Raw genomic sequence first — 14,618 nt, forward strand, 5'->3', positions numbered from 1 at the left:
ATGGCGCTCAACACCTCCAAACAGCACTTCAACGAACCGGACTCCAATTTCAGATACGTCGCCACGGAAATCGGAACGCTGTCGAACGAATCTTTCGAGAGCTGAAGCGACGAACCTCGTCGTTTTCGAACTGCTTCAGCCACGTTGAACCCGAAACAGCCGAAAATTGGTTACAGAGCTTCGCTCGCTGGCACAATACTCCAAACTAAACACTACCGACTATGTCTGACATAGTTTTATATAGTATAGGAGAGTGATATCCCAGTAAGTAAATCGCTTATTAAACTCAAAAGCGAGAATCTCTCGCTTGTAAAGCTAATACTGCTCAGCTGAAATAGAGCTGTAACTCAACTCTACAGTTGATTGTCCGGTCTTTACACTCTTCGTCAATATCTCCACGTAGAGTAGTGCTATCATGTCGCGTCCCAGATTCTGGGAAGTCTTACCTCGTTTCCGGTATACTCACACCCCCATTTCGACTGGATACTAGACACGCTCGTGACGGATTTCACCGGAAACCCGGTGTGTGTGTCTCGGGGAAAGTATCAAGACGTTTCACCGGAAACCCGGTGTACAAGGTATGTCCGAATCTGACGATCTGTTCATCCGTGAGGATCCAATCTTCATCAACAAAGAGTTGCTCGAGATTAGCCATCTCCCAGAAGAGGATCGGATCGTTGGACGTGACGAGGAAATCGGTCAGCTCGCAAATGCGGTGAATCCAGCTATTTTTGGCCAGAGTCCTAGTAACGTACTCCTCTACGGGAAAACAGGAACTGGCAAGTCTCTTTGCGCAAAATATGTATCCAGCCGTCTGGTTGATACAGCAGAAGACGAAGGTATCAACGCAGCTTTTGCCTACGTCGATTGTGCTCAAGACAGCACTGAGACACAGTCTGTTCAGACAATCGCTGATTCAGTGAATACAGCTAAGGATGACATCTATATCCCAGATAAAGGTATCAGCACTGCGACCTACTACAAGCGGCTTTGGCGTATTCTAGATACACATTATGATGTTGTGCTCATTATCCTTGATGAGATCGACAAGTTAGAAGATGACGCCATCTTGATGCAACTGTCGCGGGCGGGTGAAGCAGGAAAAATAGAGCAGTGTAAAATCGGTGTTATTGGAATCAGTAACAAAATAAAATACAAGGACCGGATGGACGAGCGGGTCAAATCAAGTCTCTGTGAACGAGAATTTGTCTTCCCACCGTACGATGCCAACCAACTCAATGAGATCATGAGTGCACGGAGTGATGCATTCCGTGATGGTGTCTTGGAAGATGGAGTAATTCCACGCGCAGCAGCACTTGCAGCACGCGAACATGGTGATGCACGCAAAGCTATCGATATCCTTCGTTATGCCGGCGAAATCGCTCAGTCCACTGATACTGGAATCGTTACCGAGCAGTTTGTTATCCAAGCACGTGAGCGAGCAGAGACCGATCGGTTCCGCGAACTCATTAGCGGATCTACTCCCCATTCTCGATATGTACTTCAGGCATTGACAATTCTTTCACTTAATGAAGGAGAAACCACTGATGAAGAAGTGGGATTCCGGACGACCCATATCTATGACGTCTACGAGGAAATTTGTCGCCAAGAGGGCTCTGATACACTCTCCCTGCGCAGAGTTCGAGACCTGCTGAAGGAGCACGCATTCCTTGATATCATAGAACAGGCTCGCCACAGTGGTGGCAGTGCTGAGGGGAGTTATACCGAGCACAAACTGTTAGAAGATCCAGCCGTTGTCCAACAGGTCCTCGAAGATACAATTGCCTAATTCGTCACCGGTGACGCCTTGATTCGCTTCCAGGGAAGAAGACCGGACACCGGGTTTCCGGTGAAAATCATCTTCTAATCAGCGATTTGTAGAATATCTTGCTTTCTAAATGATGTTCATAATATCCCTGTATCAGGAACTCTAGCGCTCCAATTCACCGGAAACGTGGTGTGTATGATGAATCATTCCGGATGAATCGGTGTACTATATTTTTATGTGCGATGTCGTTGGTCAAAATGGTTTTGTCACTGTATTGCAACGCTAACCAACAATTGTCGAAGATAGCGTTTCTTGTAGGTTAGATGGTGAAATTACGGTGACAATGCCTCGGTCTCGACGCATAGATTCACAAGAAGAGTAATACTTTTGTCTGTTGCACAGAATTATGTAACTATAGGATGTACGAGGTATGTGGCGAGAAGGAACTTAAGGTACTCCTCGCGCTTGATCGAGGGGACTCCATCTCAGGTGTCGCGCGGAAGATTGACGAGAACCGGGAAACAATCCGTCGAGTTGTAAACCGACTCGAAGAAGCAGGGTACGTCGCGTACGATAACGGCCTGCAACTCCTTGATCAGTCGATACGGGACGTTGGCCTTGAGTTTGTTGCCACTGCAGCGGCGACTTCGTCACCCTCGATATCAGAGACGTACATCCTTCCACAGTTTACCGATATGGATTATGCCTTCACCGCTATTGATGCGGTTTACGTGTGGACCCGTGGGGGGTATCAGGTTGCCCGTGACCCAGCGGACTATCCGTTATTTATTGCCGTTCGTGAGCAAGATGTCGAGGCTTGGATGACGTTCTTCGATCGGTTCGGGATACCAGCCGCACGGGAACGCCAATCCGCTGAGGATCTTACTGGTGCGATACAGATCGTCCTTGACCCACAGCCAGAGCTCGAAACCGAGATGGTCGACGGGCGGCCTGTCATTCCACTCCAAGAAACTGTCGCGTTCGCAAACGAACACTACGCAACGTTTGAGTCCGCACTCGACATGCTCGGTCGAATGTACGATAACGTCGATACAGACGCAGAGTACCGTTTGGAGCCAGCCTGAATATGAGCCAAGAAGATCGTAGTGAGGCGCTCATCGAAGTGCTCGACGCACTGGAGCAGTCCGATATTGGCTTCGTCCTCGTCGGTGGGTACGCAATTAGCCAGTTTGAACCGCGATTCTCGACTGACCTCGATCTCGTCATCGCACCAGACGACTACGACGAAGTCGTAACCTTCCTCGAAACACACGACTTCGAACGCAAGGCAGATCTCGAAGTGCCACCGGAAGAGACGATCTATAACCGTGAAATCGAATTGTTTGAGCGAACGGAAGGGCTGCCACACCCGGTTGGTGTAGATATCCTCGTGAACGGACTGGGCTGTCGGCAGACCGAAGCGGAATGGTCGTTCGACTATTTACGCACCCACAGCTCCCCGACAACGATTTCAGGCGGGACCCGCTCGACGACTGCCCGAGCAGCTGACGGCGAAGTACTTGTGGCCGTTAAGCTTCATAGCGGTCGAAAGACAGACCTCGCTGATGTCCTCGCTGCAGTCCCAGCGATTGAGTTGGACGAGGTCGAAACACATCTGCACCGCGGCGATGCCGCTGCGCTTCGAGGCCAACTTAATGACGCACAAGCATTCATTGAAGAAGGCGGACTGGATCACCGTTTCAAGAGTATGTTTGGGCAATCGTCAGCGTCAGCCGAGGATATCGAGACTCTCCTCGAGTTTCTCAAGCGACAACAACAGTGAGATCACGGTCGCTGTTCACCAAACGCTAAGCTTCAAGAACAAGAAGGTCTGTCAGTTTATGGTTGCACCGAAACTGCCGACCTGCTCCCGCTCTCGGTCGAAAAGCTTCGGACACGGTGGTGTGCCGCTAACCAACACTTCCGTTGGGTAACTTGCTGACTGTTGGTTAGTCAGTTTCTGTCCTCCCGACGGGGTGAGGGGGTGACCTCTCGTAACATCATAGATGAGACGATTCCAGATTACGAACGATTCGAGCGACGCCAGCTAGCCACCGACCGGGACACAGGTCTGAATCTACTGTGCATCAATGAATCACTCGCACACGATCTTGCCGAGGGCCTCCATGCTGCGGGAGTTGCCGACGCTATCCCAGCGGAGCAACTACTCACTCACTCGCCGTCGGAAGCAGTGTTCGAGTCGAATCAAGCGCTCGTGTACTTCCACTTGTTCGTTCCGGGTCTTCGCGACCGCCCAGCCCGAGGGTCTTCAGGCGGAGCAACCCGAATGCCTCGGAGGCAAGCCCCGAAAGGTCTACCAGGGGAACAGCGGCGGCAGGTGGGACGCTACCACTGACGCCGTCAGTTCCTCACCGTCCTCGCCGTAGGTCATCGCCGGATAGGGTCCAAACGATGTAACGTGGTCGACGTACTGTTCATAACCCGACCGCGTATGTGGCGAGAACGGTGACCGGAAATCCTGTTCCTCGAGAGCCCACTGGCCGAACCGCTCGTTCGCGTTCTCGTTTTGCCGCCATTCGCCGCCCGAGAGCCTGCTGCCTTCCTCGAAATCAGTCACGTCACGCTTTCGCTCGTCGACGTAGAGGTAGTGTTTGGGATAGCGGCTCACGTCCCAGACGCGGGCGAGTTTCGTCCCATCGGCCATCGCTGCGAGTTCGAGGAACGTGTACATCGTCGGCGGGTGGACGATGAACGCGGGCACCACCTCCACATCCATGCCCGTTGTCTCGAGGAACTCGGCTGGGCCGAGTTCGTAGAATTTCTCGCGCAAAATCTCGATGTACGTATCGCTTCCACCGAAGAGGACGGACGCGCGCACGCCTTCGATGCCGTTCACTTTCTCGCGTACAGCGTCGCTCTCGAATCGCTTGTTCGACACGTCGGCTCGGAGCTTACTTTTCCCATCGAACCAATCGAGGTCGTCGCGCTCGATGATATCCCTGACAACGTTCTCCTCGGAGTCTTCTCCCTCGACGCCGACGTACGACGGCTTCTCGTTCGCGTTCGTTTCGAGGGTGATACTCGGCTCTGTGACGCTCCGGCCGTCCGGCGTGGAGAAGGACAGATCGATACGGTTCGCAAGCCGGTACTGTCGGAGACCCTCGTCGTACTCCGGCAGATGTTTACGCATCTCGCGAACCGTCTGCAGGTCATCAGGGAGGTCTGTCACTGCGTCAGCGACGAACCATGCATCAAGACACTTGCCGTTGTAGTCAGGCATTGCACTGTCGAGGTCGTCGCCACCCTCCGTGCTGTTCTCGCTGTGCCCGGGAATCAACGTGATGGTCGTTGCCGATGTCGAGCGCTCGACCATTAGTCCCACCCTCCACCAAATTTGATCTCCGTCTCTGCAACCGTGAGCAGGAATCGTTCCGCGGCGAGGGCCTCGAATCGATACGGCACGGCCGTGCCGTCGTCGAAGACGAACGTGCCAGTCTCCCCGGTGTCGAACTCGTCTTCTACCTCGGTCCGAACGTAGGTGCCGTGGTCGAACTGGAGGTCACGCATCATGGTCGAAAGGCGGGCGCTCCCCACAGGGTCGACAGAGGCGGTTGCATGGATGGCATCGAAGACGACACCACCGCGGTACTCGAACGCTCCGTCGGGCGAATCGGGATCGCGGTCGGTTGGATACCAACCGATTTCGAGATGGGACCCCATCTCGAGGAGTTCGGGTTTGATGTCGCTCGCGTCCCAGTATATCCGCCCCGGGACAGCCTGTGGGACTGTTACTGGTTCAGACTCGACGACCAGTTCCTGCGTCGACCAACCATCGAGTACATTCTTCGGCCGATAGAGGCGGAATCGGAAGTCGATGGGCGCGTTGGTTCCGTCTATCTGGCTCGGGACGACGTCGGCGACGAAGTACGGGTGCGTCGCAAGGTTGAGCTCGGTAATCGGTCGCGAAATTGTGGGAGTGGAGGTGCTGTCGCTGGTGACGTCAAGGGCATATTCGCCTTCGGAGACGGCGAGCGGACGGTCATGTCGTGTAACCCGCGACAACGAGACCTCGTCGTCGGATTGCCACTTGTCGAGCGTCGACTCAAAGGAACCAAGCACAATGTCGTCAATCTGGTTAGTGGCGGCTACGTTGGTGGCCGTGTAGTCCGACGCAACCCCGCCGAATATGGCGGCGACGCCTGTTCCTGCAAACGACGACAGTACACCACGGCGCGATAGCCGAAGGAGACTCTCTTTTTGTGGCATCTTACGAACAGATGACTGTCATGGTTATAATAATTTACGTACCAATACTACCATTGGTTTAGTGAAATAGATTACACTAAACGATGAAGGCGTGGAGTCTCGATTTCGTGGTTGTCAGAACAGTGTAGCTGAAGATACTACCGAACGAGGATTTGTATCATTTCATCTACCACAACAATAATACGGGATTCTATTCTTGGATAGGTCAATGGGGTACCTGATGTGGGCGATTACGCGAATCAACGGGCGGGGGATTCTGTTGGCTCTCGGCGGAATTTACCTCGTGTTTGCGACCGGGTGGCCGTTCGTTCCGGGAGTCGTTCTTGACCCCGGTGCCGATATCGTCGTCGCTATAACCGTCGGTGGATCCGCGCTCGTCCTCCTCGCGGCGGGCTACTGGCTGCCACGGACCGATATCCGTCCCGACCTCTTCGGGACAGTCGCACGATGGTGTGTCGGCGCTGTTGGTGTGATACTCGGAATCCTCCTCTTCATCGCATTTGTCGCCACCCTCACGAACGTCGTTGTGAACGTGTTTATTCTCACGGCACTCGCCAGCGTTGCCGGCCTCATCATGGGTGTTCACGATGCGCGGGCAAAAACCCAGATTCGAAACGCCGAGGAGAAACAGCGCGAAACCAAACACTATGAGACCATTGTCGAGACCGTTAGCGACGGTATCTTTGTCTCCGACGGCGAGAATCGTTTTACCTTGGTCAACCAGGCGTACGCCGATATGGTCGGCTACGACCGTGAGGACCTCCTCGGCTCGCAGACGGAGCGGTTTATCGACGAGATGGAGACACCGAAAGCGGAGCTGCGACGCGAACTGGCGACAGATAATCATAAGCCGAAAACCTACGAGGCGACGTTGAAAACGGCATCGGGGGAGCAAATCGAAACCGAAGCGACACTTGCCCCGCTCTCGATGGGCGACGAGAAGGCCCTTGATTTCGTCGGCGTCGTCCGCGACGTGACGGCCCGCAACGAGCGTGAACGGAAACTCCACGAACAGAACGAACGCTTGGACAGCTTCGCGAGCATGTTGGCACATGAGCTTCGGAATCCCGTGGCAGTCGGGCAGATCTACAGCCAGCAACTGCCAGCCGAGGCAGATGCGGACGCCGTTGAGTACGTTGCCGAGGCGTTCGACCGCATTGAGGACATGATTGACGTAATGCTGGTGCTAACACGCCGTAGTGACGCAGTCTCTAAGAACGAGTCAGTCGTGCTTGCGGACACAGCGCGGGACGCGTGGGACGAAATAAACGCTCCCGATGCGACGCTGGACATAGAAGTCAACGTCGAGATACGAGCTGACGAAACATATCTCCGGCACCTGTTTCGGAATTTGTTCGAGAACGCTGTTGAGCACGGCGGAAAAGATGTCACCATTACAGTCGGTGACCTGCCAACCGGGTTCTACGTGGGTGATGACGGTGTTGGCATCCCGCCTGAAGACCGAGAAGCTGTTTTTGAGGCCGGCTATACGACCGCCGCTGATGCTGGGGGGACAGGGTTGGGGCTGGCGTTCGTTTGCGAGTTGGTTGACGTGTATGGGTGGTCATGCGAGATAAACAAGAGCGATGCTGGCGGTGCGCGCTTCGAATTCACGGACGTACTCCGAGATGCAAGCGAGTGAGTAAGGCTGCCGCGAGTTCTTTTTCTCGAAACTGTTCCCAGGAGATCTCTTTGAGGTCTTCGTCCTGGTCACGGAATCTGACCCGAACCAGGCCGCGGTCTCCTTCGCTTTCCGATTCGGAGGGCTGTCCCGGATACCTACCGTGATCCTTGATGCGTGTTCTATCGAGTGCCGGTTCGGTCACGTACTCGACTTCGGTATCGGGAGTCATCGTACTCAGGGCTGAGGGGCGATGAAACCTTATATCAGACGGCCAAACCGGATGGAAGTGGGGCGAGTCCTGAAATCGAAGAAGATGGCCAATCATTCGTGATTGATGTACCTGTTGACGAGATCCAAACCGGTAATATAGAAGCTGGTGAAACGTCTCGGATCGCGCTATTCTCGACTGAATCGAACCTACGTTGTGTTGAGCGAGGTTGTGAGCTGTTGGTGTGTGCTGAGTCCTGTCTGGAAGCGCTCAACGATTTGTGACTGATGATCCTGGCAGGCAAGCACAGCAACTGCGCCATCTTGGACTGGAATCACTGGATGACGTGGATTGTGGGCAGCGAGGTGACAGCTGGGGCAGTTCACACCACCAGCGGGGTGATAGTCGAGGAGTTCAGCCGTATCTGTGCTCGTATACGCACAGATGTCGGCGAACTGGGTGAGATGAGAGTCACAACCAACAAGTGGAACGGTAAGCTGCTCAAGGAGCAGGAATGATGGCGTGTCGTTTGACTGGAGCGCAGACTCACACGCGGGGCACTGAACCGGCGGCTGACTCGGGAAGTCGGCCGACTGGGTGGGAGACTCTGCTGGACACATACTGAGGAGTGTGACACTGTCTCGATTCCCTACGCGGGTAAGTGCTGGGACAGACGTGTTATTTCGCCTAACTGAGTAGCTGTATTAGTGAGAGGGTCCTCTCACTGACAACGCGTAGTGGGCAGCTCAATGGCTGTTCGCCTCCCTCACAACTCGTGACCCTTCTCTGAAAGAGAGCGCTCGCTACGGCTGATGCCGCTGTTGATCCTGTGGACTCGCGGAGACCTGGCGCCACGATGGCGAGTCAATGCCTAATCCACGGGCTCGTATTTCAGTATTATCGTCATCAGTCATCTGGACGTCGATAGTTCCGTCGCAGTATTGTTCGATCACATCGACTGTCAAATCATCCTGCATCGAGCTATCGAGTACGAACACGCCCAGATCAGCAGTTGCGATGACTCGGCCTGAGAGCATATGAATGAAGCGGGAGACAGCCTCCAGCTCGGCGTGGGCGATCAGCGCTGAGACGGAAAACACGCCGACACGGACGCGATCGTAGCCGCGTTCCAGCAGCATCTCGTAGAGCACTGAGAGTTCCATCTGAATCGCCGTGAGATCGCCTGGATCGTCGATCGATTTCGTGTGTTCGTCGAATCGCTGCTGATCGTCTTCAAGGCCCGAACAATCGACGATTCCGACTCGACCACGATCGAGGGTTTCTACTTCGTGGGCCGCTCGCTCGAGAAGGGAGCGGCCACTGGTACCGGCCGAGAGTAACAACACCCCTTCGTTGCTGCTGGTGCCCGCGAGCATCAGACGGAGCGCCACGTCACGAGCGCCCTGTCCGGAAGACCCACTGACCAAAATGTTGGTTCCTGGTTGTACGGTCTCTGGCTCTAGGTTTGATGGGAACGTGAACTGTGGCCCGCCGTTGGACGCCATTAGCGTCCTCCATCATCGCTGTTATCGGCAGGACGAGTAGCCTGCATCTCCGCCCCGTTCTGGCGTTGTCTCAGCACTGTGAGCCAGTCCATTACTTCGGCTGCCAACAGTTCCAGATACGCTTCGTCTTCGTCGGTGAATTCGCGGGGTGTGTCGTCGTAGATACACACTGTTCCGATCGGATACCCCTCCTTCGTGGTCAGGGTCGCTCCGGCGTAGAAACGAATATCGAACTCTTGCAGGAGTTCGCTGTCCCCAAAGTGGGAGTCTGCTCGAGTATCTTCGATCACGGTCACTCCCTCACTCAGAATCGTATAGGTACACAGTGACTGCTCACGGGGTGTTGCCTCCCAGTTCTCGCCGTGGCAGGCCAGAAATTCCTGGGTCTGTTCGGTGATGATATTCACCGAACTCTGGGTCACGTCGAAGTGGACAGCAGCCAAATCCGTAATACGCTGGATTACTGGCAGGAATACTTGGGCATTGAGATTGTACGCTTCAAGGGCTGTGAGGCGTTCCCGTTCGGTCGCTGGCAGCGGATACGCAGTTTGACTCCGCTGTGCTGCCGTGGTTCGGGTAAGTTGAGCGATTCGCGTCTCTGACTGGGCGCTATCTTTCTTCACGAACTCGACGACGTGATCGTTCGCTTCGGCGGCGATCAGCTCGCGATCGGCATCTGTACAGATGATTACACCCGTATCCGGTGCTACCTCTCGGACGTGCGAAATGAGTTCTAGACCGGTTCCGTCTGGGAGTTCATACTCTGTGACGAGACAGTCGATATCTCGATGGGCAATGATCTCCTGTGCCGCTGCGAGTGTCTCTCGTTCGAGGACTTGGCACGCTGGCTCCTCAACTAACCCGTCCAGTGGGGCCGTCCAATTTGTTTTCGGATCAACGCAGAGGATGGTGAGTTGTGACATGGTGTTAGTCGGGATTGTCTTTGGTGTCTACTCGATATCTGCTGGTGTGGCTGTCAGCGCACGTCGGGGTACACACTGTCTTTGTGACCGAATTTGAGCACGGAATACTGTCTCGCCTACTGAATGAGGCTTCGAGATACAGGTCCTGCTAGCTTCGATACCAGCGACCGCTTTGTATTGGTGCCCTTTCATGAGTTATGTTACCACAGCACACCCTATAATGATATGGTCGCCTATCTCGTGCAGGTTCGATGCCCATGCGGTAGATGTCTCTGTAGACGGCCGCTTGGTGGGTTTGCTGTAACGAAACGGCTTTTTAGGGCTAAGGGGTATCGGTCGCCGCCACCAGCTCATCGCAGAATGCAGTAAGGAGAGTTTCGGGCTCTTGCTCCACAGTGCCCGGCGCTGCTTCCCAGAGTTCGACGTCAAGCTCCTGTGTGGCTGTTACCTGGCCGTCTGTCGCGGTGACCATGAGAATTGCCTGCTGATAGATGACGACGATTCGCTCCTCGTCGACGTCGAGATATTCGATGCCAGCTCGTTCGAGCGTGTCTCGAAGATTCGTCGGTTTGGGGAGTGTGCCGTGGTGGACCGTCGTCTCGTCGGCAGTCATAGTGGGTGTTATTGCCCTCTGGTACAAGTATATCCTGGCGCAGGAGCGTGGTTTCTGGTTGCTCTCAGTTACTAGTGAGGGCTTCGATCGCAGTAATTGTCCGCTTATTCACCAGCTATAGCACTAGACGGACAAATGGTTTGAATTCAACGGATTTCCGTGGAGAGCAGCGGCTAGACGGCCGGATTGGCCGATTAGTCCTGATCAATCTGGCCAGTCCATTTTTTTGTAGATGGAGTATAACGCCGGCAATGGCATTCGTCTATCCAATCATCAAAGAAGTCGCCAAGCAGGAGGGAATTGCTGTTGATTCCCAGCGGCTCCCCCCATTGTATGAGACGATAGACCCAAAATTGCTACAGAGGTTTGTTGAGATGGAGACTTGTGAGACATCAACTATTGAATTCGAATATTATGGCCATAGTGTGGCAGTATTTGGTGACGGTAGTATTGAGATAAAGGAAACAGTAGACCATCCTGTGCAGATGACGTAGCAAGTACGTGGATACTGTGAGTGGGTCGTTTCACGGCGATGAAAATCTGTTCAAGTTAGTGGGGTTTTCACTCTCTTGCAAGACCACCGCTGAGCGGCTTCTGTCGCTATTGAGGCGGATGAGGGTCTATTCCTCTCGATCACCCTCGCAACGTGTAGTGTCCACCAGCGAACGAGCTGCGTCCGATTGACGAGCTCGCCGAGGTGGGCGAGCAAGTCGTGTGTCCTGATCGCCAGAGGCGTCAGCGGTGACCCGAGCGCACGGTCGACGTCAGTGGACAAGTTCGCTTTGTCGACGAGTGTTCGAATTTCTGCCGCCGAGCAGTGGCCGTAGTCGTCGCTGTCCTCACCAAGGATGCCGAGAGCGAATCCGATGCCTTTGATTGCTCGACGATAGAGGTCTGGCGTTCCCTCCAAGATGATGAGTCAGCCGCCCGGCTTGAACACTCGCTTGCACTCCTCGATGAGCTGCAGTCGGTCCTCGGCCGGGACGTAATGCAGGAAACGCCGGCCGATAACCATCTCGAAGGAGTCGCTAGTAAACGGCAGCTGTCTCGCGTCGCTGACGGCGGCCGCACACTGGGCTGCGTGTGCGTTCTCGGCAAAGATATCCACTGCGACGTCGGCGGTGGGATGGGCGTACTGGCCGTGTGCGATCTCGAGCGTTCTGCCGCGCGCCCACTCGTTGATGAGTTGGTCGTGGCGGGCATACACCGCATTCAACAGCGGATACTGTCGGATCTCTCGCGGGCGTTCGGCGATTGCGCCATCGATGTCGACGGGGTCGCCCTTGGCTGGGTGGGCACTATTTGCCATTGTCTTGTTTCCGTGGGTTTATCCGGCACAGCCGCAATTTTGGGTTAGTCGAAGCAGTGTTCGCTGTGCTCCGGTGGACTCGTCTTGCGGAGTCGTGAGGAGGTACTCACGCGGTAAACCGAATGGTCGAGAGAGTCGTCAAAAAGAATAGTGGCCGTGTAGTTACCTGATGGCAGCGTTACAGGCCAGTGCGGTGCGCTGTGACGTCATTAGTTGTCTGCAGCGAGCGGAAAAGTAAGTGTGATACGGCTTCCATGAGGGTCGTTTGTGTCAAACGTAATTCTAGCTCCGGAGCGCCGAACAGCCCAATAGACGAAAACTAGTCCAAGCCCTGTTCCGTGACTGAGTGGGGTAATTTTCTGACCAATGAGTAGATTGTTCGTCTCTCTGTCGGGTATTCCAGGACCATTATCGATTATCCGCAGAATCCCATTGTTCTCAGCAGTCCGCTCTAGTTCGAGTTTGACGACCGGTGTGTCGGTGTGGTTGTGTTGAATTGCGTTGTCCAGAAGTTCCTGAATCGCATCGCCGATTTCCGGAACTGCTCTCGTCGTGATCTCTGCTCGTTGTGTAATCTCGATATCAGCTGTGGGGAACTCCTTACGACACTTCGCTACCTGCCGATCAATGACAGCCGTGAGGTCTGTTACGACTGGATCGGACCGCTCCGAGATGAGGCTGACAATTTTTCGTTCATGGTTCGCCTGTTCAACGAGGTGTGCAGCGTGGTCTTGTATTCGACGGGCACAGTCAGTGGCATCGTCAACAAAGCCTTGGTGAATACTTTCTGCCATGCCGTGAATCACAGTCATCTCGTTGCGGATATTATGGCGCAACCATTGTTCAAAAATCTGTAACTGTCGCTTCCGTTCCTCTTGCTCCGTGAGGTCGACGATGATCGCTTGGCCGATATCTGTGCCGAAAAAGGAGCCGGTAGCAGTCGAGACGTGGATATACCGTATATCGCCAGCCGCGGTTCGAAGCTTCATTTGCGTTGGCCCTGTCGACTCTTTGGCTTCGATAACTGCCGTTATTTCCTCCCGAGCGTTCTCTCGATCGTCCGGATGGATAAATTCGAAGATGGACTCTCCGAGTAACTCTTCACGGCAGTCTTCATCGAGTAAGTCGAGCACAGCATCATTACACCAGATAATTTCTCCACTTCCATCGAAGATATTTATCGGGAATGGAGATGTCTGCACGATACTGCGGTAGCGATACTGACTTTCGTCTTCGCTTTGAGCGGTCGTGCCTTGGAGAGAGCTTTGAAGTCGGGTGACGATCGTTTCTAGGTTGCTGTCTGCTGGGACATACCCATCTGCATCGGCGGCGAGTGCCTCACCTGCGATTGTTTCGGACCCGTCTGCAGGAACCACGAGAAACGGCAGATCCGGCTGTGACATGCGAAGTGATCTGAGAAGTTGCAGGCCATCGAACTCGGGCAGTGAATATTCGCTGATGATACCGTCAATATCGTCCTTTCGTACTCGGCGAAGACAGTCTGACGCAGCGGAGACGCTTTCGACTTCGAAACCCCTGTTCTTGAGCGCCGCTGTAAGCTGCCGGTCGATAGTGTCGGCTAATCCTACGAGCAGAATTCGAGTCTCGTCGTCAGCAGACACTGACATTCGGTGTACACTATCTCTACGAACACGACACTTGTAATCGTCGGGGGTCAGAACCGATGGCTATAATCCAGCGGTCGTCTGTGGGCATTTCCTGAAGCCGTTGTCGCATGAATGTGACTGCTGCAGGTATTCTCCGTGATTCTGTATAAGCACGGCGAGTGCCTCGGGGTCGTTCAAAACGGCAAAGTCGTCTCGTGATGGTGAGAGAGCGTCACTCTCTCGAACCATGTGGTCCCGAGGCGGTTCATCGGTTGTCACAGTGATGGCATGCTGGGCTGTTTCGAAGTAGGATCATCAGGGCGGTCTGCTTCGTCCGGATGCCCAATCAACAACCTCTCTTTGACGAGTGTTTCGGTCCCGCGGCGAAGACACTCTGACAATGTCTGATAGTTCATGTCTAATTCGTCGGCAAGCGCGTTTAGGGTGATCTCTCGCGGGACCTCGAAATACCCCTGTTCGACGGCAGTAATGAGGGCGTCGTACTGTCTTGCCGTCAGCCCGTAGCGGCCCGACAGATCGTCTGCCAACTCGTGAACCCCATCGATAGTACACGAGACCTCGTGCTCGGCACAGAACGCTTTCGTTTTTTGAAGATGTTCTCGGGATGGATAGAGTACTCGGAGATGCCAGTGACTATCTGCTCCGAAGGCGTCTAACAGAGTGCCCTCACCGGCTGTTACCATCTGGAAGGGCAGGTTGATTTCGTCGACCCAGCGCATGCGACAGAGGAATTCGTCGTCAGTTGCCGTCAGTATCTCTATGTCCTCAATCGTCTGTGCATCCCGACAGCACGCTTTAAACTGGGCGGCGTCA

General features: G+C 54.3%; 16 protein-coding genes and 1 pseudogene. 8 read left to right on the top strand and 9 right to left on the bottom strand.

Features of this window, described 5'->3' with window-relative positions; translation table 11 throughout:
- From EGH23_RS25585 to EGH23_RS27555, 5 genes and pseudogenes are all read left to right on the top strand, one after another.
- A pseudogene (locus EGH23_RS25585) lies at window positions 1-209 on the top strand (IS6 family transposase); the annotation flags it as partial.
- Between the two features lie 371 nt (window positions 210-580).
- On the top strand, window positions 581-1,789 hold the full coding sequence (locus EGH23_RS25590; RefSeq protein WP_220582812.1) for a Cdc6/Cdc18 family protein: 1,209 nt from the start codon (window positions 581-583) through the stop codon (window positions 1,787-1,789).
- Between the two features lie 398 nt (window positions 1,790-2,187).
- Window positions 2,188-2,853 carry a helix-turn-helix domain-containing protein gene (locus EGH23_RS25595; RefSeq protein WP_220582813.1) on the top strand — a complete coding sequence of 222 codons (666 nt, stop codon included), beginning with the start codon at window positions 2,188-2,190 and terminating at the stop codon, window positions 2,851-2,853.
- A gap of 2 nt (window positions 2,854-2,855) precedes the next feature.
- A complete protein-coding gene (locus EGH23_RS25600; protein WP_220582814.1) occupies window positions 2,856-3,551 on the top strand; it encodes a nucleotidyltransferase family protein in 696 nt (231 codons plus the stop codon).
- A 201-nt stretch (window positions 3,552-3,752) separates the two neighbouring features.
- On the top strand, window positions 3,753-4,124 hold the full coding sequence (locus tag EGH23_RS27555) for a DUF8069 family protein (RefSeq protein WP_483867134.1): 372 nt from the start codon (window positions 3,753-3,755) through the stop codon (window positions 4,122-4,124).
- On the opposite strand, the gene EGH23_RS25605 is transcribed toward EGH23_RS27555, so the two are convergent.
- Together EGH23_RS25605 and EGH23_RS25610 are read right to left on the bottom strand one after the other, a co-directional pair.
- Complete coding sequence (locus tag EGH23_RS25605; protein ID WP_220582815.1) at window positions 4,083-5,102, bottom strand: hypothetical protein; 1,020 nt, start codon at window positions 5,100-5,102, stop codon at window positions 4,083-4,085. The two genes, EGH23_RS27555 and EGH23_RS25605, sit on opposite strands and share 42 nt — an antisense overlap.
- Entirely contained in the window at window positions 5,102-5,995 is an 894-nt protein-coding gene (locus EGH23_RS25610; RefSeq protein ID WP_220582816.1) for a hypothetical protein, read from the bottom strand. The genes EGH23_RS25605 and EGH23_RS25610 overlap by 1 nt, the downstream gene beginning before the upstream one ends.
- A gap of 208 nt (window positions 5,996-6,203) precedes the next feature.
- Here EGH23_RS25610 and EGH23_RS25615 point away from each other — a divergent pair, with 208 nt between their 5' ends.
- Together EGH23_RS25615 and EGH23_RS25620 are read left to right on the top strand one after the other, a co-directional pair.
- Window positions 6,204-7,637, top strand: coding sequence for a PAS domain S-box protein (locus tag EGH23_RS25615; RefSeq protein ID WP_220582817.1), 1,434 nt, complete (start codon window positions 6,204-6,206; stop codon window positions 7,635-7,637).
- 477 nt (window positions 7,638-8,114) lie between these two features.
- Window positions 8,115-8,345 carry a hypothetical protein gene (locus EGH23_RS25620; protein WP_220582818.1) on the top strand — a complete coding sequence of 77 codons (231 nt, stop codon included), beginning with the start codon at window positions 8,115-8,117 and terminating at the stop codon, window positions 8,343-8,345.
- A 285-nt stretch (window positions 8,346-8,630) separates the two neighbouring features.
- On the opposite strand, the gene EGH23_RS25625 is transcribed toward EGH23_RS25620, so the two are convergent.
- The 3 genes from EGH23_RS25625 to EGH23_RS25635 all read right to left on the bottom strand — a co-directional run bounded on the left by EGH23_RS25625 (window position 8,631) and on the right by EGH23_RS25635 (window position 10,868).
- Window positions 8,631-9,332: an RAD55 family ATPase gene (locus EGH23_RS25625; RefSeq protein WP_220582819.1), complete on the bottom strand. Its 702-nt coding sequence runs from the start codon at window positions 9,330-9,332 to the stop codon at window positions 8,631-8,633.
- The gene (locus EGH23_RS25630; protein WP_220582820.1) at window positions 9,332-10,255 is read right to left on the bottom strand and encodes a GAF domain-containing protein; all 924 of its coding nucleotides are present in this window, start codon (window positions 10,253-10,255) and stop codon (window positions 9,332-9,334) included. The genes EGH23_RS25625 and EGH23_RS25630 overlap by 1 nt, the downstream gene beginning before the upstream one ends.
- A gap of 322 nt (window positions 10,256-10,577) precedes the next feature.
- On the bottom strand, window positions 10,578-10,868 hold the full coding sequence (locus tag EGH23_RS25635) for a hypothetical protein (protein ID WP_220582821.1): 291 nt from the start codon (window positions 10,866-10,868) through the stop codon (window positions 10,578-10,580).
- 251 nt (window positions 10,869-11,119) lie between these two features.
- Here EGH23_RS25635 and EGH23_RS25640 point away from each other — a divergent pair, with 251 nt between their 5' ends.
- Window positions 11,120-11,362: a HalOD1 output domain-containing protein gene (locus EGH23_RS25640; RefSeq protein ID WP_220582822.1), complete on the top strand. Its 243-nt coding sequence runs from the start codon at window positions 11,120-11,122 to the stop codon at window positions 11,360-11,362.
- Between the two features lie 50 nt (window positions 11,363-11,412).
- On the opposite strand, the gene EGH23_RS26735 is transcribed toward EGH23_RS25640, so the two are convergent.
- The 4 genes from EGH23_RS26735 to EGH23_RS25655 form a co-directional block, all read right to left on the bottom strand.
- On the bottom strand, window positions 11,413-11,778 hold the full coding sequence (locus tag EGH23_RS26735; protein ID WP_236045098.1) for a hypothetical protein: 366 nt from the start codon (window positions 11,776-11,778) through the stop codon (window positions 11,413-11,415).
- 9 nt (window positions 11,779-11,787) lie between these two features.
- Window positions 11,788-12,177 (bottom strand): class I SAM-dependent methyltransferase, encoded by a 390-nt coding sequence (locus EGH23_RS26740; protein ID WP_236045099.1) that lies wholly within the window; start codon window positions 12,175-12,177, stop codon window positions 11,788-11,790.
- 209 nt (window positions 12,178-12,386) lie between these two features.
- Window positions 12,387-13,799: an ATP-binding protein gene (locus tag EGH23_RS25650; RefSeq protein ID WP_220582823.1), complete on the bottom strand. Its 1,413-nt coding sequence runs from the start codon at window positions 13,797-13,799 to the stop codon at window positions 12,387-12,389.
- A gap of 260 nt (window positions 13,800-14,059) precedes the next feature.
- The coding region (locus tag EGH23_RS25655) for a helix-turn-helix domain-containing protein (RefSeq protein WP_220582824.1) at window positions 14,060-14,618 on the bottom strand (559 nt) is incomplete at its 5' end.

Source organism: Haloarcula nitratireducens, assembly GCF_019599505.1.